The sequence below is a fragment of the Acinetobacter sp. AHP123 genome, assembly GCF_023757925.1.
In the GTDB taxonomy this organism is placed as follows: domain Bacteria; phylum Pseudomonadota; class Gammaproteobacteria; order Pseudomonadales; family Moraxellaceae; genus Acinetobacter; species Acinetobacter oleivorans.
This window is the reverse complement of record NZ_CP092454.1, coordinates 3,384,672-3,409,984: the sequence shown is the minus strand read 5'-3', so window position 1 is coordinate 3,409,984 and position 25,313 is coordinate 3,384,672. Positions and strand designations below refer to the sequence as shown.

Annotated in this window: 22 protein-coding genes; 4 read left to right on the top strand and 18 right to left on the bottom strand. The window is 37.7% G+C overall.

Annotated elements, in window-relative coordinates; translation table 11 throughout:
- Nucleotides 1-11: 11 nt before the first annotated feature.
- Both MJX77_RS16200 and putA read right to left on the bottom strand, forming a co-directional pair.
- Entirely contained in the window at nt 12-485 is a 474-nt protein-coding gene (locus MJX77_RS16200; RefSeq protein WP_252059658.1) for a GrpB family protein, read from the bottom strand.
- A gap of 106 nt (nt 486-591) precedes the next feature.
- A complete protein-coding gene (gene putA, locus MJX77_RS16195) occupies nt 592-4,344 on the bottom strand; it encodes a trifunctional transcriptional regulator/proline dehydrogenase/L-glutamate gamma-semialdehyde dehydrogenase (RefSeq protein WP_252059656.1) in 3,753 nt (1,250 codons plus the stop codon).
- A gap of 124 nt (nt 4,345-4,468) precedes the next feature.
- Here putA and MJX77_RS16190 point away from each other — a divergent pair, with 124 nt between their 5' ends.
- On the top strand, nt 4,469-4,957 hold the full coding sequence (locus MJX77_RS16190; protein ID WP_005304655.1) for an Lrp/AsnC ligand binding domain-containing protein: 489 nt from the start codon (nt 4,469-4,471) through the stop codon (nt 4,955-4,957).
- Nucleotides 4,958-4,990: 33 nt separating this feature from the next.
- On the opposite strand, the gene putP is transcribed toward MJX77_RS16190, so the two are convergent.
- The 14 genes from putP to MJX77_RS16120 form a co-directional block, all read right to left on the bottom strand.
- Nucleotides 4,991-6,481, bottom strand: coding sequence for a sodium/proline symporter PutP (gene putP / locus MJX77_RS16185; RefSeq protein WP_252059654.1), 1,491 nt, complete (start codon nt 6,479-6,481; stop codon nt 4,991-4,993).
- Nucleotides 6,482-6,881: 400 nt separating this feature from the next.
- Nucleotides 6,882-7,589 carry an SIR2 family NAD-dependent protein deacylase gene (locus MJX77_RS16180; protein ID WP_252059652.1) on the bottom strand — a complete coding sequence of 236 codons (708 nt, stop codon included), beginning with the start codon at nt 7,587-7,589 and terminating at the stop codon, nt 6,882-6,884.
- A gap of 88 nt (nt 7,590-7,677) precedes the next feature.
- On the bottom strand, nt 7,678-8,052 hold the full coding sequence (gene gcvH / locus MJX77_RS16175) for a glycine cleavage system protein GcvH (RefSeq protein WP_005069578.1): 375 nt from the start codon (nt 8,050-8,052) through the stop codon (nt 7,678-7,680).
- A 36-nt stretch (nt 8,053-8,088) separates the two neighbouring features.
- Nucleotides 8,089-9,114: an AraC family transcriptional regulator gene (locus MJX77_RS16170; RefSeq protein ID WP_004792780.1), complete on the bottom strand. Its 1,026-nt coding sequence runs from the start codon at nt 9,112-9,114 to the stop codon at nt 8,089-8,091.
- A gap of 107 nt (nt 9,115-9,221) precedes the next feature.
- Nucleotides 9,222-9,662: a MaoC family dehydratase gene (locus MJX77_RS16165; RefSeq protein WP_004792778.1), complete on the bottom strand. Its 441-nt coding sequence runs from the start codon at nt 9,660-9,662 to the stop codon at nt 9,222-9,224.
- On the bottom strand, nt 9,662-11,509 hold the full coding sequence (locus tag MJX77_RS16160) for an ABC transporter ATP-binding protein (protein ID WP_192454220.1): 1,848 nt from the start codon (nt 11,507-11,509) through the stop codon (nt 9,662-9,664). Before MJX77_RS16160 ends, MJX77_RS16165 begins: the two co-directional genes overlap by 1 nt.
- A gap of 365 nt (nt 11,510-11,874) precedes the next feature.
- Nucleotides 11,875-12,411 (bottom strand): DUF2058 domain-containing protein, encoded by a 537-nt coding sequence (locus MJX77_RS16155; RefSeq protein ID WP_252059650.1) that lies wholly within the window; start codon nt 12,409-12,411, stop codon nt 11,875-11,877.
- Between the two features lie 3 nt (nt 12,412-12,414).
- Nucleotides 12,415-13,095, bottom strand: coding sequence for a YoaK family protein (locus MJX77_RS16150; RefSeq protein WP_252059649.1), 681 nt, complete (start codon nt 13,093-13,095; stop codon nt 12,415-12,417).
- 4 nt (nt 13,096-13,099) lie between these two features.
- A complete protein-coding gene (gene sstT / locus MJX77_RS16145; RefSeq protein WP_151768068.1) occupies nt 13,100-14,302 on the bottom strand; it encodes a serine/threonine transporter SstT in 1,203 nt (400 codons plus the stop codon).
- Between the two features lie 398 nt (nt 14,303-14,700).
- On the bottom strand, nt 14,701-15,012 hold the full coding sequence (locus tag MJX77_RS16140) for an ArsR/SmtB family transcription factor (RefSeq protein ID WP_002121379.1): 312 nt from the start codon (nt 15,010-15,012) through the stop codon (nt 14,701-14,703).
- 466 nt (nt 15,013-15,478) lie between these two features.
- Nucleotides 15,479-16,042 carry a TetR/AcrR family transcriptional regulator gene (locus MJX77_RS16135; protein ID WP_004792769.1) on the bottom strand — a complete coding sequence of 188 codons (564 nt, stop codon included), beginning with the start codon at nt 16,040-16,042 and terminating at the stop codon, nt 15,479-15,481.
- A 368-nt stretch (nt 16,043-16,410) separates the two neighbouring features.
- Nucleotides 16,411-17,574, bottom strand: coding sequence for a ribosomal protein uL16 3-hydroxylase (locus MJX77_RS16130; protein WP_252059647.1), 1,164 nt, complete (start codon nt 17,572-17,574; stop codon nt 16,411-16,413).
- Between the two features lie 31 nt (nt 17,575-17,605).
- Nucleotides 17,606-18,199, bottom strand: a complete 594-nt coding sequence (locus tag MJX77_RS16125) for a Maf family protein (RefSeq protein WP_252059645.1) — start codon at nt 18,197-18,199, stop codon at nt 17,606-17,608.
- Entirely contained in the window at nt 18,199-18,582 is a 384-nt protein-coding gene (locus MJX77_RS16120; RefSeq protein ID WP_003651438.1) for a DUF2237 family protein, read from the bottom strand. Before MJX77_RS16120 ends, MJX77_RS16125 begins: the two co-directional genes overlap by 1 nt.
- Nucleotides 18,583-18,720: 138 nt before the next feature.
- On the opposite strand from MJX77_RS16120, the gene MJX77_RS16115 reads away from it, so the two are divergent.
- The 3 genes from MJX77_RS16115 (at nt 18,721) to fba (ending at nt 21,437) form a co-directional block, all read left to right on the top strand.
- A complete protein-coding gene (locus tag MJX77_RS16115; RefSeq protein WP_252059644.1) occupies nt 18,721-19,908 on the top strand; it encodes a phosphoglycerate kinase in 1,188 nt (395 codons plus the stop codon).
- A 124-nt stretch (nt 19,909-20,032) separates the two neighbouring features.
- Nucleotides 20,033-20,278 (top strand): hypothetical protein, encoded by a 246-nt coding sequence (locus MJX77_RS16110; RefSeq protein ID WP_013198094.1) that lies wholly within the window; start codon nt 20,033-20,035, stop codon nt 20,276-20,278.
- A 121-nt stretch (nt 20,279-20,399) separates the two neighbouring features.
- Nucleotides 20,400-21,437 (top strand): class II fructose-bisphosphate aldolase, encoded by a 1,038-nt coding sequence (gene fba, locus MJX77_RS16105; protein ID WP_005304678.1) that lies wholly within the window; start codon nt 20,400-20,402, stop codon nt 21,435-21,437.
- 117 nt (nt 21,438-21,554) lie between these two features.
- Here the strand turns inward: fba and MJX77_RS16100 are convergent, their stop codons facing one another.
- Complete coding sequence (locus tag MJX77_RS16100; RefSeq protein WP_252059642.1) at nt 21,555-22,865, bottom strand: peptidylprolyl isomerase; 1,311 nt, start codon at nt 22,863-22,865, stop codon at nt 21,555-21,557.
- Entirely contained in the window at nt 22,865-25,300 is a 2,436-nt protein-coding gene (locus tag MJX77_RS16095; RefSeq protein WP_252059640.1) for an LPS-assembly protein LptD, read from the bottom strand. The genes MJX77_RS16100 and MJX77_RS16095 overlap by 1 nt, the downstream gene beginning before the upstream one ends.
- Nucleotides 25,301-25,313 lie beyond the last annotated feature (13 nt).

Here is a 25,313-nt window from a genome sequence, read left to right as displayed (position 1 = left end):
TAACGTTAAAATTAAGGATGTTTCAAAACGCGATTAATAAAATCTGCTTTTATTGTTCTATATTGATCATGGTCTAAATGGCTACACTTTAATTTTAATTGGTTATATTCGTTGACTAGAGCTGGAGAATCCATAAGCTTATTTCTAAATGTTAAGAAAAATGTGAATACTGAATCTGTTACTACAATTTGAAATGCCACATCATCGTTATTGAGTGATTCGAGCATACAAAGCTCATCTGTCCTTAGTGTGTTTTGCTTCTCTATAAAATTAAGTGTTTTTAATTGTTCTATTGCGAATTCAAATTGATCAGGTTCAACTTCAACATAAATATCTAGATCACCTTTTGAAATAGCATTCGGTATTGCAGATGAACCAATGTGCTCAATTTTGGCAAAGGGTAGAAGTGTGGAAATATTTTTTTTATACGAATTAAAAAGTTGAGCGCATCTTTGTTGATATTGTTCTAGTTCTAAAAAGACCATTATGAAAATCCCAATTTGATAAAATTTATATATTTAAGAATAGATTACTTTATTAAATAAAAAAGCCCAAATACTTAGATTTGGGCTTTTTTAGAAAAATTATCGATTAATCAGTCATTGTCATTAAGCTTGCGTTACCACCAGCTGCAGCTGTATTCACACTAATCGCACGCTCAATCACTAAACGTTCAAGTGGAATATTTTCATTCGGCTCAACGTGCGTAATACCAACAATTGCACCAGAACGCTTAGCAACTTCTTGCTGTAATGAGAAGATTTCTTCACGGTTACCATGGTGTAAAACTGCATCAAAATCATCTGATGTAATATTTTTAACCGTAGTAATTGCTGCAAGCACATCTTTTGGCAAAGTTTGTTTGTATTTTGCCAATAATGGACTATTAGGCATTACTGCTGCTTGGCTACCCACTGCAAAAATTGCGAGCAACTGATGCAATTGATTTTGTTCAGTGTCTGCAATTGAAAGCACACGATGGCGCGGCAAAATAATATATTGGTTACTTTCCCCAGTAGGGCCTTGTAACTCATAGAATTTACCCACACCAAATGGTTCAATCTCACGATTTGCTTGCGGTAAATGCTGTTTCGCCCAATTTTGTAAGCTCTGATAAACCTCACGGTTAAAACCTTCAAAAGCAGTTTGTTCATTCTTCATGGCAAATGGTGTTGCCAGTACTTTGTTTGAACAATGCTGCATTAAGCGGTACATATAGAGCGGACCACCAGCTTTTGGACCTGTACCAGATAGACCTTCACCACCGAATGGTTGTACACCAACTACAGCACCAACAATATTACGGTTGATATAGAGGTTACCAACTTCAGCATGCTGAATGACGGTTTGGATGGTTTCATCAATACGGGTATGTAGACCCATTGTTAAACCATAACCTTTGGCATTAATACGTGAGATGAGTTGTTCGAGTTCACCATACTTATAGGTAATGATGTGTAAAACTGGACCAAAGACTTCACGTTGCAAATCATCAAGATTAGGTAACTCAATTGCTGTTGGTACAACAAAAGTTCCTTTATCTAATTCATTCTGGCTTGTTGCACCAAACATCAACTGATGTACAGGGTAGCCTTTAGATTTCATTTTTTGGATGTGCTGGTCAATCGTCTGCTTTGCTTCTTCATCAATAACAGGACCAATGTCAGTTTTTAAAATTGCAGGGTTACCTACGATCAACTGTTGCATTGCACCTTTAAGCATTTTAATAACGCTTGCAGCACTGTCTTCTTGCACACATAAAATACGTAAAGCCGAGCAACGTTGACCCGCGCTATCAAAAGCAGAACTTACAACATCAAGTACGACTTGTTCAGTTAACGCTGATGAATCCACAATCATGGCGTTTTGACCGCCAGTCTCTGCAATGAGAGGAATAGATTGACCATTATCAGATAAACGTTTCGCAACAGTTTTCTGTAAAATTTTGGCAACTTCAGTCGAGCCAGTAAACATGATGCCATCGATACGACTATCTTGGCTAAGCTGAGCACCCACTGTTTCACCACGACCAGGAAGTAACTGTACAGCACCATGTGGAATACCAGCTTCCCATAAAATCTGAACGGCTTGAGCTGCGATTAATGGAGTCTGTTCAGCAGGCTTGGCAATAACGCAGTTACCACTCACTAATGCGGCAGCAATTTGGCCAGAGAAAATTGCAAGAGGGAAGTTCCATGGGCTAATACAAAGTACTGTACCTAAAGGTTCAATCACTGTATTTGTAGGAAGATTCTCGACTTGAGTTGCGTAGTAACGTAAGAAATCTACAGCTTCACGAACTTCTGCGATTGCATTGGCATAGGTTTTACCGCTTTCACGGCAAAGCAAAACCATCAATTCTTGAATGCGACTTTCCATGAGGTCTGCTGCACGTTTTAAGTATTGAGCACGTTGTTCTTTAGGCGTATTTGACCATTCAGATTGAGTTTGTTCAGCCGCATTCAATGCAATTTCAACATGCTTAAGATCAGCTTCTTGCACGTGCCCAACAATTTCATCATTTTGTGCTGGGTTTGTAATTGCAACAGAATGACCTTGCTCTAATGAATCGTTATTTGCCAATAATGGATGACTTTGCCAAATACGATTACGGAGCTGTTGAGCTGTGCTATCTAAAGCTTCAAGTGGAGTATCATTTGCTAAATCATAGCCTTTAGAGTTTTTACGGAGTGATCCGTACATATCTAAAGGTAATGGAATTGATGGGTGTTTTAAACCAACTGAACCTTCAAGCTTAGCAGCATGACGAATATCATAAATTGGAGACTGGATAAGATCTTCAACTTTAAGTGTTTTATCGGCAATACGGTTAACGAATGAAGTATTCGCGCCATTTTCAAGTAAACGACGAACTAAATAAGCTAACAACGTTTCATGGTTACCAACAGGAGCATAAATACGGCATGGCACGCCTAATTTATTTTGCTCGCGTGGACCAACAACTTGTTCATAAAGCGGTTCACCCATGCCATGTAAGCATTGGAATTCATATTGACCCGCATAATATTTGCTCGGATCAGCTAACTGATAGATCGTTGCCAATGTTTGAGCATTATGAGTTGCAAATTGAGGATAGATGAATTCTGGCGCAGCAAGTAATTTTTTAGCACAAGCGATATAAGATAAATCTGTATGTACTTTACGCGTGAAGACAGGGTAGTCATCCATACCTTCGATTTGTGCTTTCTTAATTTCGCTATCCCAGTACGCACCTTTCACAAGACGGATCATGAGGCGCTTTTGGCTGCGTTTAGCAAGGTCAATAATATAATCAACTACGAAGAAACAGCGTTTTTGATAAGCCTGAATAACGAAGCCAATGCCTTTCCAGTTTGCAAGTTCTGGCTCGAAACAAAGACGTTCAAGTAACTCAAGTGAAATTTCTAAACGTTCTGATTCTTCTGCGTCAATATTTAAACCAATATTGTAATTTTTAGCTAAAAGAGCGAGTTCAAATACTTTGCCGTAAAGTTCTTGATGAACACGTTCAATTTGCGCACGTTGATAGCGAGGGTGTAAAGCAGAAAGTTTGATTGAAATACCCGGGCCATCATAAACACCTTTACCATTCGATGCTTTACCAATTGCATGAATGGCTTGCGTATAATCGTTAAAGTAACGTTCAGCATCATGTTCGGTTAATGCTGCTTCACCCAACATGTCGTACGAATAGCGAAAACCTTTGTCTTCAAGTACTTTCGCATGGTCTACAGCTTCTTCAATGGTTTCACCAGTTACAAACTGCTCACCCATCATACGCATTGCAACGTCAACAGCTTTGCGAATAATGCCACGCCCACTGCGTGCCAAAAGGCCAGTAAGTACACTTGAAAGACTAGTTTGCTTTGGAGTTTCCATAAGCTTACCAGTTAACATGAGGCCCCATGCCGCAGCATTTACAAACATTAAGCTGCTTTGGCCAACGTGTTCTTTCCAGTTACCTTGATTGATCTTATCTCGAATAAGCAAATCACGTGTTGCTGAGTCTGGAATACGAAGCAAAGCTTCAGCAAGACACATGAGTGCCACGCCTTCTTGTGAAGAAAGAGAGAATTCTTGTAATAACCCTTGAACAATACCTGCTTTACCCGAAGAGGTTTTACGTTCACGTAAATTATTAGCAAGATTAAAAGCAAGGTCATAAATTTTATGATCTAAATCATCAGATACCGCGGCAGCTTGTAATAGCTCTTCTACAGCTTCTGGTTCAGCACGTCGCCAAGCTGTATTGATGCGTTGTTCAAACTCACTTTTATCGTTGAATTCGGTGATATAGCCTTGGTGAGATTTATCCATTTGATGAAAAGTATCCATTGTGTTCATATCTGTTTCCGCCAACCGACTCTCGTACAAAGATCTTGAGTAGAGAGGTTTAGATAATTTATCATTACAGAAGAAACACCGAATAACTCACTATATTTAGCCCATTTTTTAGAGGAAAATTCAGATGAATGGCCCAATATTAAGCCTTGATCGCACTGATTTAAAAATTTTGGATATTCTTCAAACAGATGGGCGTATTTCTAACAGTAAATTAGCTGAACTTGTGAATTTATCTCCAACTGCTGTGATGGCCCGAGTTCAAAAGCTGACGAAAGATGATTTCATTTTGGGTTATGAAGCGAAATTAAATCCAGTCAAATTAAATGCAAATTTTTTGGTGTTTGTTGAAGTATTACTAGATAAAACCACACCTAATGTTTTAGATGAGTTTATTGATGCTGTGGTTCACTATCCGGAAATTGTTGAATGTCATATGGTGAGTGGAGGATTTGATTTTTTAATTAAATTACGAAGTGGCAGCATGGAAGAATTTAGACGTATTGCGGGGCAGGTGCTATGGCAGTTACCAGGCGTGAAAGAAACTCGGAGTTATCCAGTAATGCAGGTAGTCAAAGATACTTCAAAAATTAAAATTAAAACCAAAAATAAATAAAGGGGCTAAAGCCCCTTTATTTATTTCAATGATTTATACGCTTTCTTTGTAGAGTTTATCTGCTTCTTCAAAGCGTCCAGTTACAGTCGTATTTGGCGCTTTAGTTAAAAGACTTACTACAATGATGCTGATAAATGCAAGGATAAAGCCCGGAATGATTTCGTAAACACCTGTGCTTGCGAAAAGATTTTTCCAACCAATAACCACAACTGCACCAACGATCATACCAGCTAATGCACCTTGTAAATTCATACGTTTCCAGAACAATGACAAGATGATAAGCGGACCAAACGCTGCGCCGAAACCAGCCCACGCATAAGCAACAAGACCAAGCACTTTACTGTCTGGGTTACCAGCAAGAGCAATCGCAAGAACAGCAATGGCAAGGACCATGACACGGCCCACCCATACAAGCTCTTTCTGAGATGCATTTTTACGAAGGAAGCCTTTATACAAATCTTCAGTTAGGGCACTTGAACATACTAAAAGCTGACAGCTCAAGGTACTCATAACAGCAGCTAAAATTGCAGCCAAAATGATACCAACAAGCCATGGATTGAATAAAATTTTAGTCAATTCCATAAATACAGTTTCAGGGTTTTTGCTCACAACTGCTGCTAATTCAGGATGTTGCTCGAAATAAGCAATACCGAAGAAACCAGCACCGACAGCACCACCTAAACACAAGATCATCCAAGTCATACCAATACGGCGAGCAGCAGGAATAGATTTTACTGAGTCGGCTGCCATGAAACGTACAAGGATGTGCGGTTGACCAAAGTAACCAAGACCCCATGCCATGGAGGATAAAACTGCTACCACACCAAAATCTGAGATGAGATTAAATGCATGGGGGCGAGCAGTTTCAATAAGCGTTACAAACTGAGTTGTGTCGCCAATTGCAAGGTAAGTTACGATTGGTGTCAAAATCAGGGCAAAAATCATCAATCCAGCTTGGAATGTATCAGTCCAGCTAATTGCTAAGAATCCACCGATACAAACATAACTGATGGTTGCAATAGCACTGAGCCAAATAGCTGTGTTGTAAGACATACCGAATAGATTTTCAAATAAACGGGCACCCGCTACCATGCCTGAAGCACAGTAAATAGCGAAGAAAACCAAGATGATAACGGCAGAGAAAATACGAAGTACTTTTTTCTGGTCATCAAAACGGCTTGTAAAATAATCTGGCAAAGTTAATGCATTGTTTTGAATTTCAGTATGAACGCGTAATCGACCAGCAACCAGTAGCCAGTTAAGCCAAGCACCGATAATAAGACCAATTGCAATCCACGCTTCAGATAGACCAGAAAGATAAATTGCTCCTGGTAAACCCATGAGTAGCCAACCACTCATGTCTGATGCGCCTGCGGATAACGCAGTAACGAAACTGCCTAAACTACGACCACCGAGAATATAATCTGAGAAGTCGCTTGTAGCACGGTAGGCAAATAAGCCAATAAGTACCATTGCTACGATGTACACCATAAACATGATGAGGGTGGGATCAAAATAACTCATGATGGATGTGTGTCCTTATATCCATAATCCGTGATTGTAACCTAATCCAGGTCGCTGTTTTCTTGTACGGCATTCAAGAGGTTGAGATTCAACCACAAAAGATTTTTTTTGCTCTGTTATTTTTGTATTGTACTTTTGTATCTTTGTGTAAGTTAAAATAAGTGGGTTTTTTAAGAGAAAAATTATAATATTAATCATTAACTTATAATTTTTTAATATTTATTTTTTGAAGATTTTATGGAAAATAAAAATATTTTTAAAAAAAAAACTCTAAATTTAGTTACAACGGACTTTGGGGATAAAGTTTTATTGAGCAAAATTAGAACAATGTTAAAAAATTTTATCTAAAAAATAGTAATTTTTATTCAAATTAAAATTATTTAGTCCTTAAAAATAGCAATTAATTGGTTAAATTTTCAAAAAGTTCATGCATTCCTTGAGTCGCTGGCATCTTTAATAATTCGTATTGTTGAGGAACACGTCCATGATCTGCTTTTGGATCTATATAATAAGCTTTACATTGAGCTGCAATTTCATGCACTAAACCCGCAACCGGATATACGCTTAATGTAGAGCCGATTACAATAAAAATATCTGCACTTTGCACGACTGTAATGGCTTCTTCATAAGCAGGTACAGCTTCACCAAACCAAACAACATGTGGGCGAAGGGGATAACCATCTGGGCAAAGGTCATGTTCTAAATTTAGTTCCCAACCGTTAATGTCATAAAACTGAGTTGTGAATTGTGCACTTGGGCCAGAACTTTTTGCTAACCGAATGTTTCCATGCAAATGTAAAACTTTGGTAGTTCCAGCACGTTCATGTAAATCATCAATGTTTTGAGTAATAACTTGTACGTCAAAATAGTCTTGTAATTTTGCAATATATTGATGAGCTGAATTGGGTTGAGATTCTAAAATATTTTTACGTCGTTCATTGTAAAAGCGTTGAACTAGAGCAGGGTTCTTTTGCCATGCTTCAGGTGTGGCAACTTGTTGGATGTCGTAATTTTCCCATAGACCATTACTGTCACGAAAAGTGCTAATTCCACTTTCGGCACTCATGCCAGCGCCAGAGAATACAACAAGCTTTGTCATAGAGGTCACCGATTCGTAAAGCTGAATTTGAATAGATAAAAAAACCAGTTTAAGACTAAACTGGTTTTTATTAAATATGAAAAGCTTTAGCTATCTTTTATAAGCCAGCTTCATATTCTGCATTTGTTAAAAGTTTTTCAACATCTGCAATGTTGTCTGGTTTGATTTTATAAATCCAACCCTTACCATATGGATCGTCATTTACAAAATCAGGATCATCTTCAAGGTCAGTATTTACTTCTACTACAGTGCCTGAAACAGGAGCATGGATATCAGAAGCAGTTTTTACTGATTCAACCACACCAGCTTGTTCGCCAGCAGTAACTTTACTCCCAACTTCTGGAGTTTCAACGTAAACCAAATCGCCAAGTTCATCTTGTGCATGATCGGTAATCCCTGTAATAACAAGATCACCCTCAATCTTTACCCACTCATGTGTACGTGCATACTTCAGTTCCGAAGGATGATTCATGGTAACTCCTTAAGCTTGTGTCCAATAGTTTTAAAATTATAAGTATGGGTCTTTACGCCAGTTGCTCGGACTGCGGCCGCTCCAGCGTTTAAAAGCACGGCTAAAATTTGCAACGTCCGAATAGCCAAGTTCATCAGCAATTTGTTCAAGACTATAATCTGTACGTGAAAGTAACGATGTTGCATGTCGATAGCGTACTTCATCAACTAACGTTGAAAATGATGTTCCTTCCGCTGCTAATTGACGTTTGAGCGTTCGATCAGACATATGTAGACATTCAGCTACATTTTCGATGCTTAAATAATGTTGTTCAGAATTACTTAAAATATCACGAACTCGCATTGCTAAACGACGGCGTTCACCTAAAGCGGATAGTTCAGCTTCGCACTGATTAATAGCAACTTGACTTGCGATAGGGTCAGCATTAACCAATTTAATTCCTAAATATTTTTTATCAAAACTTGAAATTAAATGAGGTTGGTTAAAGCGAATTGTGCTGCTTAGCTTATTTCTATATTTGTCAAAACCTTCTGGTTCTGGGAAATCTAAATCTACATCACCAGCTAAATCTTCAATACCAGTAATCGCTTTAGCCATGCTCATGATACCAATGGTTAAACCTAAAACGATTTCTGTACGTAAAGGTTCAAGTTCAATATCACACTGTAATTGTAAGGTTGCTTTAGGCCCAAAAGTTGAGAAATATAATTGTAAAAAGGGTAAGCGTAGCTGAATAAAGCGAGCTGCAAGAGCAATTGCTTCTGTAATATCTTTGGCTGTCATAATTGCATAGCCAATGAAGCCATGAATTGAAATACGCATTTGAGTACCAAGATGGTAACCCAACGTAGTTTCGCCAGTTAAATTAAGCGCGTGTTTTACTAGTTCATTTGCTACTGGTGTAGAAATGCGATAGTCAGGGTCAGCCAGTTGCTCGCTGGTAAGATGAAATGGAGCAAATAATGTTTCGTCGTTGTATCCCCAACGTGAAACAACATCTAATAGCAATAAGCCATAGACACCCGGAATACCCTGATCTTGACGAGCTGAGGTAATTTTCATATGCGTTCCATTGCTCTCATCAATTTTTCACATGCATTTCTTACACATCTTGTCATGAAATATAATCTGAGTTTATAAAAACTGTTAGACAATCATATCAACCATTTTTAAACATTTTTTTTAAAGACAACAATTTTTGTTGTTGAAATAAGTAAAACATCCCCATGTTGATTTAAGGCTTGAGTAACGTAACTAACAATACCACGATCTAATTTTGTTTTGGATGGTGTGATAGCTGAAATTTCAGCTTCAACATGAATTCTGTCACCAGGTCGGGTGGGACGTGGCCATCGTAGACTAGATTCGGAACCTATGAGGCCGCCATGAATAGGCATACACTCTGTCCATAAACGCATAGTGATGGCTGACGTATGCCAACCACTTGCAGCAATCCCCTGAAAAATAGGGTCATGCTTAGCTTGCTCTTCATCTGTGTGAAATGTTTGAGGGTCATAGGAGTTTGCAAATTTTTTGATTTCATCTAAGGTGATTTCATATTCACGGCTAATGAAACGATCACCAATTTTCAAATCTTCTAAATAAAGCATTAATCTTGACCCTGTAAAACTTTTTGTTCAAACAGGAAGCCACCTGTTTGGCGTTTCCATAATTGTGCATATATTCCATTTTGAGCAATTAGCTCTTCATGTGTTCCTTGCTCAGCAATTCGACCTTCATCAAGAACAATTAAACGGTCCATTTGTGCAATAGTAGATAATCGGTGTGCAATTGCAATAACCGTTTTATCAACCATAAGGTCATTTAAACTGGATTGAATTGCTGCTTCAACTTCTGAATCTAGTGCACTGGTCGCTTCATCTAAAATGAGAATAGGTGCATCTTTTAAGAATACACGTGCGATAGCAATACGTTGTCTTTGACCGCCAGAAAGTTTTACACCACGTTCACCGACTTGGGCGTGATATCCATTACGACCTTTTAAATCAACCAATTGAGGTATAAATTCGGCTGCTTTTGCTTTATTTACAGCATTCTCCATCTCGGCATCAGATGCATCTGGACGGCCATATTTAATATTTTCAGCCACTGAGCGATGTAATAAAGACGTATCTTGGGTTACTAAGGCAATATTTGCTCTAAGACTATCTTGAGTCACATTTTCAATATTTTGCCCATCAATTAAAATTTCACCGTCTTTAAGATGATAAAAATGTAAAAGTAGTTGGATTAGAGTTGATTTACCTGCACCTGAACGCCCAACAATACCAATCTTTTCGCCTGCTTTAATATGTAAATTGAAGTGATCAATTACATTTTTATTGTTATAAGCAAAACTCACATCTTTGAATACAATCTCACCTTTGGCAACTTCAAGAGTTTTTGCATCTGGTTTGTCTTGAATATTGATTTTTTTACCTAATGTTTGCATACCATCTTGAATGGTTCCGACATTTTCAAATAACGCTGACATATGCCACATCATAAATTCAGCCATACTATTAAGCTTTAAAATCATGGCAGTAGTCGCCGCAATTACACCTAATGCTGCTAAACCTTGAGTCCATAGCCAAACTGAAGTGCCAATAACGCCAATAAATAAAACAGCTGATAGCATGTTGATACTTATTTCAAAAAGAGTGCCTAAACGCATCTGAGCATAGACAGTTGTCATAAACTCTTTCATTGATGCTTTGGCATACTGGCTCTCACGTCCTGCATGAGCAAACAACTTAACAGTTTGAATATTGGTGTAAGCATCGGTAATACGGCCAGTCATCACTGCTCTGGCATCAGCTTGTTGTTGCGAAACTTTACTTAAACGAGGAATAAAGAACCATGCACTTAAGAGAAATAAAGTTAACCAAACTAAAAGTGGTATTAACAAAATAGGTGAAATAGCCCCAAGGACAATGCTAACCGTAATAAAGTAAATAGCGACATAAGCCAACATGTCGCCCAAAATAATCCAGAATTCACGGATTGCCAGAGCAGTTTGCATCACTTTTGCAGAAAGTCTTCCAGCAAAGTCGTTATGGAAAAAATCTAAGCTTTGTTTCAATAAAAGATTATGGAACCGCCAACGCAAACGCATTGGAAAAGTACTATATAAAATCTGATGTTTAATAATAGATTGAATATTTACAAAAAAGATATTGGCAAATAAAACACCAATTAAAAGCAATAGATCAGTTGCATGTTGACTTAAAAAACTTTCAGGATGACTTTTACTTAACCAATCTACGAGTTGTCCAATCTTTGAAAAAAGTAAGGCTTCAAAGCTTGCAGCACCTGCTGTAAAAAGAATAAGTAATAATAAGTAAGGGCGTAAGCCTTCCGTCGCTTGCCAAATAAATGGAAAAAAACGAGTTGGTAAAGGTTCATCCAGACCTTTTGTTGGGTAGGGATCTACAAGTTTTTCAAACCACTTCAGCATGAATTACTACCTTTAAGACAAAAGCCACTTAATTAAGTCTTTGCAATTAAATTTACAAGAAAGTCAGTCAGATCAATATCACTTAGTTTTCGATCTTTTGAGTATGTGTAAATACACAGAACTGATTACGTTGTACGTCATTCATTAGTACATGACGTAAAATTTGGATACCTGAAGAAATCTTCAAGAATGTCGCGAGGACTTAAAAAATTATGATTTATTATATCGGGATTAATAGATAAAGTGGTGAAGGAATTTATTCTTTAAGTATTTTTTCTTAATATTTTGAACATTTGTTAAATTAATATTTTTAACCCAAATCAAAAAAGGCCCTTAGATTTGCATCATAAAGGCCCTTGTATGTATTACCACATTAAATCATCAGGAATAACATACGCTGCATAAGGATCTTCTTCATCAGTGGCTTGTTCATTTTTCTCAGCATTATTCATTAAAATGAAACCTTGCATTTTTTGGTCGATTTTTTCAGCTAAAGCTTTTGGCAAATAAGCGTATTGATCTTGATCTTTAGCAATGACTAAGCTACCGCTAACAAGTGCATTATATACTTGCTGAGAAATGTATACCTTCTTGATCTTACCCTCATCAATAAATTGATAAACACTATCACCCTCAGTATTTGAAATTTTATGATGTTTAATCATTTGAATGATTGATGCTTTGAGGACTTTTTCCTCAAGTTGTTGTTGTTTTTCTAAGTTTAAAGCCTGATCTTTAGCTAACTTTTCTTGTTGAGCTTTTTCAATATTCGCTTTGATTGCTGGTTCATCACTTTGACCGATACGTTGCTCATGATGAGCTTGTTTTGTTAGTTTTTTTGCTTTTTTATTATCCACTAACCCAGCTTTTAGTAGCTGTGCTTGTAAGGCATTTTTAACCATGACTTAATCCTTATGAGATGTTGAAGGGCTATAGAGATAAACTACCCAGTAAGAAATACTTAAGACTAAGCTTAAAGTTGCTGGCAATAAAAATGCTTGTAACTTTAAATACGGATGTACGAGCGCTGCGAGAATCCCACCAAGCAGAAAACCTGTAAAAATAAGTAAGTGTAAAACAATACGTCGGTTTTCTACTGGTAAGCCTCTGGCTTTATATCCAAGTGCTAAACCAATATCTGTTAAAACACCCGATAGATGGGTAGTTCGAATAATGGTTCCTTTATAATGGCTTACCATTGCATTTTGTAAGCCCATCGCTGTACAAGCCCATAATAATCCATAGCGTGGAAAATAAGGAAGTAATAGCCAACAAAGAAAAATGAATAAGGCAACAAGACTCAAAGGTAGGCCATACCGACGACCTAATCGAAAATGGCTGCTGCCTAAAATAAAACCACTATAAAATGAACCGCAAACATAACAAATAATTACCAGAATCAAGAAAATGATATGTTCTGGCTGCCATTCTACCAAACTCATAGCTAGCATACTAACGTTGCCAGTCATATGTGAAATAGATTGATGCAAAAGGGTAATTAACCCTAATACATTAATCATTCCGGCATTGAATGCCAGTAAAAAGGCTCCGAGTTGGAACCAGTTTGGTAGACGTTGAAATGGCATGTGCTTAAGAAGCTTGTTTAGAACGAATATCTACAGCTGCGGTAAATAAAACATCCGTAGAAGAGTTAAGTGCTGTTTCTGTAGAGTCTTGCAATACACTAATAATCATACCAATAGCCACGACTTGCATAGCAATTTCAGTTGAAATACCAAATAGACTACACGCTACTGGAATCAGAAGTAAAGAACCACCAGCTACACCAGAAGCACCACATGCTGAAACTGTAGCAACAACTGATAAAATAAGCATTGTTGCAAAATCAACATGAATTCCAAGCGTATGTACAGTTGCTAGCGTAAGTACAGTAATTGTTACTGCTGCACCCGCCATATTAATTGTCGCACCTAATGGGATGGACACACTTGCTGTAGATGGATTAACACCTAAGCGTTCTGCTAAATCTAAGTTAACTGGAATGTTGGCTGCTGAACTTCGTGTGAAAAAAGCAGTAATCCCACTTTCTTTAAGACACTTAAATACAAGAGGGTACGGATTCCCGCGTATGGTAAGTGCAACAAGAATTGGATTAATAACTAAGGCAACAAAGAACATCGTACCCAATAGTACTATTAATAATTGCGCATAACTTTCAAGAGTTGCGAGGCCGGCGTCAGCAAAAGTTACTGCAACCAAACCAAAAATACCAACAGGTGCAAAAGCAATTACTTTATGAATAATAGCACTGACAGCATGAGCAACATCTTGCATTACTTCTTTGGTGGTTTCTGAGCTATGGCGCATAGCCAAACCTAAGCCAATTGCCCAAGCTAAAATACCGATAAAGTTTGCTTCACTAATTGCTTGAACAGGGTTCGCAATAAAGCTCAAAAGCAGATTTTTTAAAATATCGGCTAGACTTCCTGGGGCTTGCAAATCATTGTGCGAAACAGTGTTAAGGAACAAAGTACTAGGAAAAGAAAGACTAACAATCACAGCTGTGAAAGCAGCAAGCAACATACCTACTACATATAAAATCAAGATTGGACGTAAATTTGCACTATGACCGACTTGGAAGTTGGCGATAGAGGAAAGTACTAATACAAAAACTAAAATAGGCGCAACAGATTTTAATGCTTTAATAAAAAGCTCACCAAACAAACTTAAATATGGCGTAACGTCTGGAAATAATAATGCAACGCCAATACCTAAAATAATGGCGAAAATAATCTTGGCTACCAAGCTTAATCGAGAAAAGAATTCAAGCATATAAAGACCTTATTAACCTATTCATGGCTAAAGGTTGAACAAGCGGAGTATTTTATACTTAAGTTAAGTGAATCTTAAGCTTTTTTATGCTAACTAGATTTTTTTATAGTGATTGGTAATATTAAACTATTGTTTTAATTTTATTTATTATTGAAATTTAACTTTTCTCTTTAATTGTTTTGCTTGTTAATTGTTCGTCAGAAAAAGAGTTATATCAAATAACTATCAAATCGCAGAGAAATGAATAGATGAAATAATAAAGGGGACCAGTGAGACTTTGGAAAAGCTACGCGAATTTTCAAAACTCTGTGCTTGGACTAAACTCTAAGCTTTCAAGCTGAAAAATCGCATATTTCAGGAAATTACTAATATTATTATAAATTTATAGTTTAAAGATATTATTTACTTGCGCAGTACAGTTGGTGAAGCGTATTTAAAATTGAATGCATATTGTCGTCCTTAATAGAATAAAAAATTTGCTTACCATCACGACGAGTTGATACAACGTCACTTTTACGTAGCATCATAAGTTGTTGTGAAAGAGTGGGCTGTGTAATTTGAGTCTTCTCTTCAATTTGTGAGACATTTAGCTCTTCATAAGCTAAATGACATAAAATTAATAAACGATCTGTATTCGCCAAAGATTTGAGAATTCCAACGACTGAATCAGCCGCATTTTTCATTTCTTCAATTTGGAGTCCATCTTTCATACTTTATACCTATATCAATATAGCGGGCATAGTATAGATTGATCTTGCACAAATGAATGTAGCAAAACTAATCAATCCAATTGTTTTTGTTGAAAAGCAATATAAGGGGAACTGATAAATAAGTAGTATTTTTAATTAAAAACAGTTGTTTGTAGTTCTTTTGTGTCTAAAGTGTTGCATTGTGTTATAAGTTTAATTGTTAAGTATAAGTGAATTGAAGCTAATATGAAATAACTGCTATTCCACTCTGATAAATAGTTAAATCTAATTTATCTTTAAATGAATCATAAAAAATGATTGAGTTTTTATTTTTTAAATATATAATCTTTTTTGTACAGACAGGTCTGTATATTTTGGTTCGGTAGGGTCGAAAAAAACGTCTAATTTTGAACCAAAATGACTTTCAGACGCAGCGTGATAGATAAGAAGAACATTAATATAAGAAGAAGAACATCACGCTTTATTTTTAAGCGGCTCTTTCAAAGTCGATTAACTTTTCAACTCGATTCCAATAATCATAAATTTTTATTGAACCATGTTCGACCTGAGCTTGAATGGTCATACCTTCCAATATATTAACGAGTAGTAAAGATAAAGGACCAGGTTCTTTTACATCATATTGATTAAGAAGATTTTGCATAAGTTGAGTCAACCAAGCTTTATACAACGTAGCAGGTTGGTGTGTTGACGGATACTGTTTTAAAACTTCTTCCAAAGCTTTTTGAAACATACAGCCATTAAAATCTTCACTATTAAACCAGTCGGAATACCATAAGAATACTGCTTTAATTCTCGCGAGAGGGTCTAACTCATCATGTTGTGATAAGGCCGAAGTCAGAGAGTTTTGTAAAAGCGTATTCCGTAGAAGTAGGCATTCTTCAATTAATTTTTCTTTTGATGGAAAATGCTTATAGAAAGTCATTTTTGCAACGCCAGATTCATTAATGATGCGATCTACCCCTATAGAATTATAGCTATACGAGTTAAAAAGTCTTAATGCGGTGTTAATAATGTCATCTTTTTTCGACATATTTTTTAGCCTCTCACAAATGAATTGCTATTCGCTTGAACTGTGATCTGTATTAATGAGAATCTGGATGTTTAATTTTACAAGGTATTGTTTGTTATTGATAGAAAAAAGATATTATTTTTTTAAACGGTATCGTTTAAATTTTAAGGGAAAAGTAAGTAAGAGGTATGTTATTTCTTTAATAATAAGGTTTTCTATTTTTAATTTTGATTTCAAAATTTCTTACGCTTAATAACTTTGATTACGCGCTATTTAAGGATTTACAGGTAAATTTAATGAGCAATAATCGAGTTTATTTTGAGTTAGATTGTTAATTTAAAAAGTAGACTTTTCCACGTTCATGAAAAAGTCCACCTTTATGAAGACGTTTACTCGGCAGGAGGTAAAAGCATCAGAATAGATTCATTTAACAAGTGAGCAACATTTTCTAGCGTTTCATCATTATTAAATTGGCTATCGAAAGCTAGACTTTCTCCATTAGCAATTGCTTTTAACTTTTGCTCAAAGGACTCAGCTATAAATAGCGCTTCACCATTGCCCCAAAAGTTTAGGGTTCCGTTTTTTTCTGTATAGAGTAGGCGAGAGGCAGGCTCTAAAAGAACTTCGTAACCTTCGTATAAAATTTCCTTCAAGTCATCGGCTTCGATTTCATCAGCCTCTGGAATATTATCCGGATATTTAGGTTCACTCATATAAGACATGATAGCAGCATCAAGTGCTGCCGAATCTTGTAATTGAGCTAATACTAAGTCTTTTAGGTGGCTAAGTTCAAAGGTATTAATTTCACCAATTTGACTTATCTGTTGGCGCGCGATGTCGGCAACAGGATTTTGCAATAAACTATTAGCTGAAAATTGATCACTAATACGTTCCATCATCCCTGCAACGTTTGGCATGCGAAAGCCAAATGAGAACGTTAGGCAATCATCTTCAGCAACGCCATAATGTGCCATTCCAGGTGGAACATATAGCAAATCACCAGGTGCCAAAATTTCATCAAATTGCACATCTATTTCTGGCAATAGTTTTAATGGTTGATTTGGTACAAAGGCAGTATTTGCATCGCACATTTGTCCTAACTGCCAGCGACGATGTCCATGACCTTGAACTAGAAACACATCATAAAAATCAAAATGCTTTCCTACCGAACCACCTTTAGGAGCGTAAGAGACCATAATGTCATCACGGCGCCATTGAGGAATAAATGGAAATTTTTTCCAAAGTTCAGACAGATCAAATGAATAGTGATCTACCGCCTGTACTAAAATTGACCATAGTTTTGGTAGCTTTTGAAAATCACCCTTGGTTAAAGGTGAAGACTTGACGTGCCATTCATTTGGATTTTTATCTTTTTGGCGAATGAGTCGGGCACTCGCATGTTCTTCCAAAGCAAGTTCTTGCACATCTTGAGGTTCTAAAAGACCGACAATTTCTGGCAACCCGTTACGTACCAGTAAAGGTTTTTTTTGCCAATATTCTGCTAAAAATTGTTCGGCAGTAATACCGCCTAAAACTGCTAAAGGTTCTGTCATGGAAATAACCTATTTATAAAAACATCTAAAATTAAGGAATTTGTAGACCAAGCTGCCTTAAGATATGGCAAAGTTGAATCATGGGTAAACCCATAAGTGTCGTCTGATCTAGGCCTGTCATTTTTTCGAACAAACTAATTCCTAAACTTTCACACTTAAAGCTACCAGCACAATGGAGTGGTTGATCTAATGCAATATATCGTTCAATTTCAGCTTGAGTTAGGGTTCGGAATTTAACTTGATAATGTTCAACAAGCGTTTGCTCAAAACTCCCATCAAGCCATTGCACACTGAGTGCCGTACTAAAGAAGACAGTTCGACCTGAGTTTTCTGCTAACTGTATTTTGGCATTTTTAGTGGTCATTGGTTTACCAATAAAGTCGTTAGGAGCGTGTTCTCGCCATGCGACTTGATCGGAACCAATAATAATTGCATGTGGGTTTTGTGCAGCAATCACTTGAGCTTTTGTGAAAGCCAGCCTTTTCGCAAGTTCATCGGCATGGGTTTCATTGCGAGGACTCTCATCAATATCAGGACTCACACAGATATAGTTAATCCCTAGGCGATCCATTAAAGCTTTACGCGTTTGACTGCTTGATGCCAAAATAATTTGTGGCTGAACCATTACACTGCAAATTCCATTAAAACATCTAAAGGCACATAGCTTAAAACAGCTTGGTGACATGCATGTATTTTGATAGGAGGTGCTTGACCTGCTTGATATGCTTCAACCCAACGGGTTACACAGATACACCAGAAATCACCGGGTTTTAGGCCAGGGAAATCTACTTCGGGTAACGGGGTAATAAGGTCATTACCTATTTTTTGTGAAAAATTTAAGAAATCAGAGGTCATTTGCGCACATACCGTATGCTGACCAAGGTCTGTTACTGCTGTGTGGCAGAAGCCATTTCTAAAATAGCCAGTAATAGGGTCGAAACAACAACTTGCTAAAGGTTCCCCTAAAACATTTAAACGATTGATTTGTGGATCTGGATGAATAGACATAATGGATGAGATATCAAATGACTATGTCTATCATAATCAAAACTCAGGCTTTCTACAGCTTTTATGCAAAAAAACTAACCTTTTTTGATGTAATCATTTAAAATTGGCGCGTTTTTAAAATCATAAAGAGAGCTTTACATGAATTTTCAGCGTATGACTGACCTTAACTTAACAGGTAAACGCGTCCTTATTCGTGAAGATTTAAACGTTCCTGTCAAAAATGGTGTGATTACTAGTGATGCTCGCTTACGTGCAGCATTACCAACTATCAAGGGTGCTTTAGAAAAAGGCGCAGCAGTGATGGTATTTTCACATCTAGGTCGTCCTGTTGAAGGTGAACCAAAGCCGGAACAATCACTTGCACCAGTCGCTGCTTATTTAACAGAAGTATTGGGTCAAGAAGTTAAATTGTTAACTGATTACCTAGATGGCGTAGAAGTTGAAGCTGGTCAAGTTGTATTGCTTGAGAATGTACGCTTTAACCACGGCGAAAAGAAAAATAATCCAGAGCTTGCACAAAAATATGCTGCATTATGCGATGTATTTGTAATGGATGCATTTGGTACTGCTCACCGTGCAGAAGCGTCTACTGAAGGTGTAGCTCGTTTTGCTCCAGTTGCAGCAGCTGGCCCTTTATTGGCAGCTGAGTTAGATGCACTAGGCCGTGCAATGCAAACACCTGAAAAACCAATGGTTGCAATTGTTGCAGGTTCTAAAGTTTCAACTAAACTTGATGTTCTAAACTCACTTTCTAGTATTTGTGATCAACTTATCGTTGGTGGTGGTATTGCAAATACATTCTTGGCAGCTGCTGGTTTCAATGTTGGTAAGTCACTATACGAAGCTGATTTGGTTGAAACTGCAAAACAAATTGCAGCTAAAGTAAGTGTTCCCCTTCCTACAGATGTGGTAGTTGCGGATGCTTCGCAAATTAATTTTGAAGATTTCTTGGGTTCTTTAGCAGCAGCGCAAGCAGTTGTGAAGAAAGTAGAAGATGTAACATCAAACGACATGATTTTAGATGTTGGCCCGGAAACAGCTAAAGCATTTGCAAATATTTTAACAACGTCAAAAACGATTCTTTGGAATGGTCCTGTAGGCGTATTTGAAGTTGATCAGTTTGGTGAAGGTACGAAAGCACTTTCGCTTGCTGTTGCTGAATCTGCTGGTTTCTCTATTGCTGGTGGTGGAGATACTTTAGCTGCGATTGATAAATATAACGTTGCTGATCAAATCGGTTATATTTCTACAGGTGGTGGTGCCTTCCTTGAGTTTGTTGAAGGAAAGACTTTACCAGCAGTTTCGGTTTTACTTGAGCGCGCTTAATACTGTTATCTAAAAAGAAGAAGGGATTGGGTTGCCAGTCCCTTTTTTCATGGATAGGTCATTAAACTGTCATATATCTGCAATAAAATAGCGAGCATTAAATCACCAACTGTGGACAATAGTGATGAATTTAAAGCTTACATTTGCTGCTGTGTTAATTGTACCGATGATGTTGACTGCTTGTGCTAAGAAAGATGAAGCATCTCAGGCTGGACAAGAATCAGCAGCTTCTACTGCTGTTTCTGAAAAAGTAACGCCTGAGCAACAAGCAGCAATTGATGCGATTGATAAGCCAGTTTTAGATGAAAAGAATACTGATGTGGTTGAAGGTAGTGCATCAAGTGAGGCTGCTGCTTCAGAAACACATTAATTTGTTGTTTTTTGTTAAAAAATCCCTGCATATGCGGGGATTTTTTTTGAAATACTGTGATTTGTTGCTGAATTGAAATAAATGAAAGGGTAGAATAACCCGCACTACCTGGGAGGATATTATGGCACTCATTTCAATGCGCCAGCTCTTGGATCACGCTGCTGAACATAACTACGGCGTACCAGCATTTAACGTAAATAACTTAGAACAAATGCGCGCAATCATGCTTGCCGCGGATGCAACCAATTCACCTGTAATTGTTCAAGCATCAGCTGGAGCTCGCAAATATGCAGGCGCTCCATTCTTACGCCATCTTATTTTGGCTGCAATTGAAGAATGGCCACATATTCCAGTGGTAATGCACCAAGATCATGGTACAAGCCCTGATATCTGTCAGCGTTCAATTCAGCTTGGCTTTAGCTCGGTAATGATGGACGGTTCATTAGGTGTAGACGGTAAAACACCTACATCTTACGAATACAACGTTGATGTAACTCGTAATGTTGTTGCTTTAGCACACGCATGTGGTGTTTCTGTCGAAGGTGAGATTGGCTGTTTAGGTAGCCTTGAAACTGGTATGGCTGGTGAAGAAGATGGTGTTGGCGCAGAAGGTGTGCTAGACCACTCACAACTTTTAACCTCTGTTGAAGAAGCGACTCAGTTCGTTGCTGATACAAATGTTGATGCACTAGCAATTGCAGTTGGTACTTCACACGGTGCGTATAAATTTACACGTCCACCTACAGGCGATATCTTGGCAATTGACCGTATTAAAGAAATTCATGCGGCATTACCAAATACTCACCTTGTAATGCATGGTTCGAGTTCTGTTCCGCAAGAATGGTTAAAGGTAATCAATGAGTTTGGCGGTAATATTGGCGAAACTTATGGCGTACCTGTTGAGCAGCTTGTAGAAGCAATCAAACACGGTGTACGTAAAATCAACATTGATACTGATTTACGTTTAGCTTCAACAGGTGCGATTCGTCAATTTTTGGCAGAGAATCCATCTGAGTTTGATCCACGCAAATACTTTGCTAAAACCGTTGATACAATGAAGCAAATTTGTATCGATCGTTATGAGGCATTTGGTACAGCTGGAAATGCTGACAAGATTCGTCCAATTTCTTTAGAGAAAATGGTTGATCGTTATAAATAATTCCCGTTAGGGTTTAATTTAAAAAAACCGGTTATTTATATAGCCGGTTTTTTATTAAGTAAATTTTATTCATAAAAAAACCTGCGATGAACGCAGGTTTTAATGAAGACAAAAGACTTACTTTTGTAAGTTCTTTTTGTCTAGACTTGGATCTTTAATTTCTACATAAGCATTCGCACGCACTTCACGCAACCAGCTGTCGATTTCGGTATTAAATTGACGTTCACCTAAAATTTGACGTGCCATACGCTCTTGATATTCATGAGTCATATCTTTTTCACGTTTTTCAGTTACTTGTAAAATGTGCCAGCCAAATTGAGTTTGGAATGGTTCGCTGATTTCACCTACAAGAATTTCCTGCATTTTTTTGTCAAATTCAGGCACCATCATACCTGGAGTTACCCAACCTAAGCTACCACCATCACGCGCTGAACCTGTATCATTTGAATAGGTCGCTGCAAGAGTTGCAAAATCATCGCCAGCTTTTAAGCGCTTATAGATGTTGTCAATAATTTGCTTGGCATTATCAAGGCTAACCACTTCAGACGGTTGAATAAGAATATGGCGAGTTTGATATTGAGGTACTAAAGCTTTTTGCTCATTTTGTTTACGTTCAATAAGCTTTAAAACATGTACACCATCACGTACTGAAATTAAGTCGGTTGTTTGACCTTCTTGTAATGGGGTAATACGGGCTGCAAGTTCGGCAGGAATGTCTGAAAGTGGGCGGAATCCCATGTCAGCCCCATCAACTTTTGCATTTGCAGTAGAAAGCTTTTTCAATGCGTTTATATCATTACTTTGTGCAAGCTTCGAGCGTACTTCTTGAGCTACAGATTGAACTTCCTGCGGATTATCACCAGTAATACGCATATGAATTACATGCGCTTGGTTGCCTAAAGCAGCTTGTCCCTGAGGTGATTTCAAGAAGTTTTCTACGTCTTGGTCACTAATTTTAATACGGGACATGACTTGTTGTTGGCGCAAACGGCTAATCGCTAAATCTTCTGCAATTCGGCCACGTAAACTTTCATAAGTTCCTGGTGCCATAGCATCCAACTTTTGCTGGAAAGCTTCTAAACTTTTACTTCCAGATTGACTTGCTACTTTTAAGACTGCTTCATTTAAGCTTTTTTCATCAGGTTTGATGCCATATTTTTTAACTTGTTCAAGTTGTGCCTCACGCAAGATGAGTTGATCTAACACCTGAAATTGTAAATATTGCTGAGGTGGAACCTCTTTTTTTTGTGCTTGTAGTTCGTGAGCGGCTTCAGCCATCCCTTGTTGAAGATCACTTTTTAAAATTACGCTATTGTCCACAATTGCCACAACTTCATCAGCGGGTTGGGCAAAACTATGCATTGATGAAGAGATTAGGGCAGCAAGGGTAGTTGCTTTAAAAAACTGTTTAAGATGCTTTGTCTTCATTAACGTTGTGTCCAAGATTGATTAATTTTGTTAAAACCTAAAACGCGATTTTCAAGTAAAGACGCGAGTTTATTGTTTAAACCACCTAAACCTTTTAGTGTAATTTCGGCCATAATGGCACGTTTTTCACTAACATCTGAAGTTTTTGGATCGTCTAGATCGTTGTAGTATGAGCGACCATAGACAGAAATACCCCAGCAACATGACTCATAGTTAACCCCTAGTAATATCTCGCGGGCAACATCACTGTCCATGTCATATTGTACGTGACCCATAATACGCCAATTGTCTTTAACTGGTTGTATAAACGATGCAACAACCTGATCGTAAGTGTCCTGACGTCCTGCAATATCTTTACGGTAGAAATAGCCTAAGTTATAAAGATTTCCTTTATCTCCAGTATAATAAACTTGGAAATCACGCTGAGCATTATCACCATTAGACATCCATGCTGAGTTAGCAGCAATGGTGAAGTTTTCGTTTAACTGGCTTGATAAGCTAACGACAGGACCAGTGTTACTTTCAGTATCAATTTCATCTTGTTTTTGCGTCAAAGTGACACGACGGTCTTCAAAATAATAACTTTGTCCCACACTTGCACGTAAACGTTCTAAGCCTACTGTATCAAAAAGACTATAACTTACGCCAAGTGATAGAAAGTTGTTGTCTTCAAGACGGTCATGTCCGTAGAAGCGATAAGGGTTAAATAATTGATCGTAATTTACCGACGCTGAAGTCGAGTCGAAGTTTGGATAGTCTTCCTGATTTTTATAAGGAGCATAAGCGTAAAATGCCCGAGGGGTAAGAGTCTGTAGATATTTACCTTCGCGTTCAAAAGTTAATCCACTATCTAAAGTAAATTGAGGTACAACTGCTGATTTGTTTTCAGAACCACCAGGATTATTTAACTGAGTGTCTTTATCATAGAAAGTTTGAACAGAACGCACAGAGACTTCAGGAATAACAAAAGCAGCAGGTGTGCGATAGTTATAACGCGTTGCGAACTGGTTATAAATACGAGTACCACTACTTTCCTGGGCAGAACCATCAGTAATTGACTTTTTGAAGTATGCTGTGTCGTTATTAAATTCGTATTGTAAACCTAATGGATTGCCTGTGACATAATTTAATAAGAACTGTGGTAAGCGGGCATAAGGTTTGTTTGCATCCTTAACTAGAGGGTCAAGTGTTTGGAAATCTTCAACTTTAAGCTGAGCTTTTAAACCTGGAATGCCATGTTGGTAGTTAAGTTCCCATGCTCTACGTAAGTTTAGATCTGTTTTAGAGTTAGGGCTGCTATCCAAATCTGAGAAATAGTCTTTATCTGAAGCGTAGTTGTACTCTAGATTGGTCGACCATTGATCGTTGATATCCCAGTTATGTAAGAAATGGAAATCTTTACGATCTTTATCATCATATTCTTTGTCAGATGGCAACATGCCACCCCATATCTCGCCCGCACCAAAGCCATCCGTTAAATATCTAAAGTCACCTTTTAACATTGCACCGCGGTCTGCTAAATAGCGCGGAGTAAGTGTTAGATCATAGTTCGGTGCAAGGTTTAAATAAACCGGAACAGAAAGCTCAACACCACCATCATTTGAGAAACCAAACTGTGGATTGAGAATACCTGTAGTTCGGCGATCATCAATTGGGAAGTTAAAGTAGGGAATTGTTAGAACTGGAACATCTTTAACATATAGTTTTGTTCCGTGGGTTGTACCACGTCCAGTTTCCTGATTTAACTCAATTTTATTTGCCTGAATTTTCCAACCCGGTTTTTGACCCGGTGGGCAAGTCGTATAGGTGGCATCGTTAAGAACCATCACATTTGGTGATGTTCTTTCAATTTTTCCTGCATGACCATGTGCATGTTGTTGTTCTGAAATATAAAAACTATTTTCTAAATTACCAGTCTGGTTTTTTAGGTTGTAATTAATTTCGTCACTCTGTGAAAGTAACCCACCTTGAGCGAGTTGTACTCGGCCTTGTGCGTGTGCAAAGGTTTGGGTCTTATCAATTGTAACCTTGTCAGCACGAACCGTGCGTCCTTCCTGATCAATAACGACATTGCCTTCTAAAACCGAGTCGCCAGCAGGATTATAATGTCCATAATTAGCCGTAACGACAGAAGTCGTCTTGTCGGCATCTAGAGGTTTGGTCTCTGGGTTAATCGGAGTAACCCATGTACCCTGGCAAAATGCCGAGCTTAAATATTTATTGTCACGAAGCTGTGCCTCAGGTGCAGATTTATCAACATAGTACTGTTGAAAGAATTCTTGACCCGGGTAGGCTTCTTTGATGCTCGCTTTAAGTTGATTATTGTCTATATTGGAGACAACATCAGCTGACTCAGCATAACTTGATTGTATGGAGCCACATAAGAGCGTAAAAATAGCTGTCGCTAAAGGATTAAATTTAAACTGATGCTTCATTGTCTCATTAACC

What these genes read in the sequence shown, in the direction of transcription:
- MJX77_RS16125 (WP_252059645.1), bottom strand. Translation starts at nt 18,199, where the DNA reads ATGGTTCAGCCACAAATTATTTTGGCATCAAGCAGTCAAACGCGTAAA.
- MJX77_RS16165 (WP_004792778.1), bottom strand. Translation starts at nt 9,662, where the DNA reads ATGCTTTATTTAGAAGATTTGAAAATTGGTGATCGTTTCATTAGCCGT.
- MJX77_RS16100 (WP_252059642.1), bottom strand. Translation starts at nt 22,865, where the DNA reads ATGAAGACAAAGCATCTTAAACAGTTTTTTAAAGCAACTACCCTTGCT.
- MJX77_RS16200 (WP_252059658.1), bottom strand. Translation starts at nt 485, where the DNA reads ATGGTCTTTTTAGAACTAGAACAATATCAACAAAGATGCGCTCAACTT.
- putA (WP_252059656.1), bottom strand. Translation starts at nt 4,344, where the DNA reads ATGAACACAATGGATACTTTTCATCAAATGGATAAATCTCACCAAGGC.
- putP (WP_252059654.1), bottom strand. Translation starts at nt 6,481, where the DNA reads ATGAGTTATTTTGATCCCACCCTCATCATGTTTATGGTGTACATCGTA.
- gcvH (WP_005069578.1), bottom strand. Translation starts at nt 8,052, where the DNA reads ATGAATCATCCTTCGGAACTGAAGTATGCACGTACACATGAGTGGGTA.
- MJX77_RS16155 (WP_252059650.1), bottom strand. Translation starts at nt 12,411, where the DNA reads ATGGTTAAAAATGCCTTACAAGCACAGCTACTAAAAGCTGGGTTAGTG.
- MJX77_RS16190 (WP_005304655.1), top strand. Translation starts at nt 4,469, where the DNA reads ATGAATGGCCCAATATTAAGCCTTGATCGCACTGATTTAAAAATTTTG.
- MJX77_RS16150 (WP_252059649.1), bottom strand. Translation starts at nt 13,095, where the DNA reads ATGCCATTTCAACGTCTACCAAACTGGTTCCAACTCGGAGCCTTTTTA.
- MJX77_RS16110 (WP_013198094.1), top strand. Translation starts at nt 20,033, where the DNA reads ATGAATTTAAAGCTTACATTTGCTGCTGTGTTAATTGTACCGATGATG.
- MJX77_RS16160 (WP_192454220.1), bottom strand. Translation starts at nt 11,509, where the DNA reads ATGCTGAAGTGGTTTGAAAAACTTGTAGATCCCTACCCAACAAAAGGT.
- MJX77_RS16135 (WP_004792769.1), bottom strand. Translation starts at nt 16,042, where the DNA reads ATGTCGAAAAAAGATGACATTATTAACACCGCATTAAGACTTTTTAAC.
- MJX77_RS16170 (WP_004792780.1), bottom strand. Translation starts at nt 9,114, where the DNA reads ATGAAAATTACCTCAGCTCGTCAAGATCAGGGTATTCCGGGTGTCTAT.
- MJX77_RS16140 (WP_002121379.1), bottom strand. Translation starts at nt 15,012, where the DNA reads ATGAAAGATGGACTCCAAATTGAAGAAATGAAAAATGCGGCTGATTCA.
- MJX77_RS16115 (WP_252059644.1), top strand. Translation starts at nt 18,721, where the DNA reads ATGAATTTTCAGCGTATGACTGACCTTAACTTAACAGGTAAACGCGTC.
- MJX77_RS16120 (WP_003651438.1), bottom strand. Translation starts at nt 18,582, where the DNA reads ATGTCTATTCATCCAGATCCACAAATCAATCGTTTAAATGTTTTAGGG.
- MJX77_RS16130 (WP_252059647.1), bottom strand. Translation starts at nt 17,574, where the DNA reads ATGACAGAACCTTTAGCAGTTTTAGGCGGTATTACTGCCGAACAATTT.
- MJX77_RS16095 (WP_252059640.1), bottom strand. Translation starts at nt 25,300, where the DNA reads ATGAAGCATCAGTTTAAATTTAATCCTTTAGCGACAGCTATTTTTACG.
- sstT (WP_151768068.1), bottom strand. Translation starts at nt 14,302, where the DNA reads ATGCTTGAATTCTTTTCTCGATTAAGCTTGGTAGCCAAGATTATTTTC.
- fba (WP_005304678.1), top strand. Translation starts at nt 20,400, where the DNA reads ATGGCACTCATTTCAATGCGCCAGCTCTTGGATCACGCTGCTGAACAT.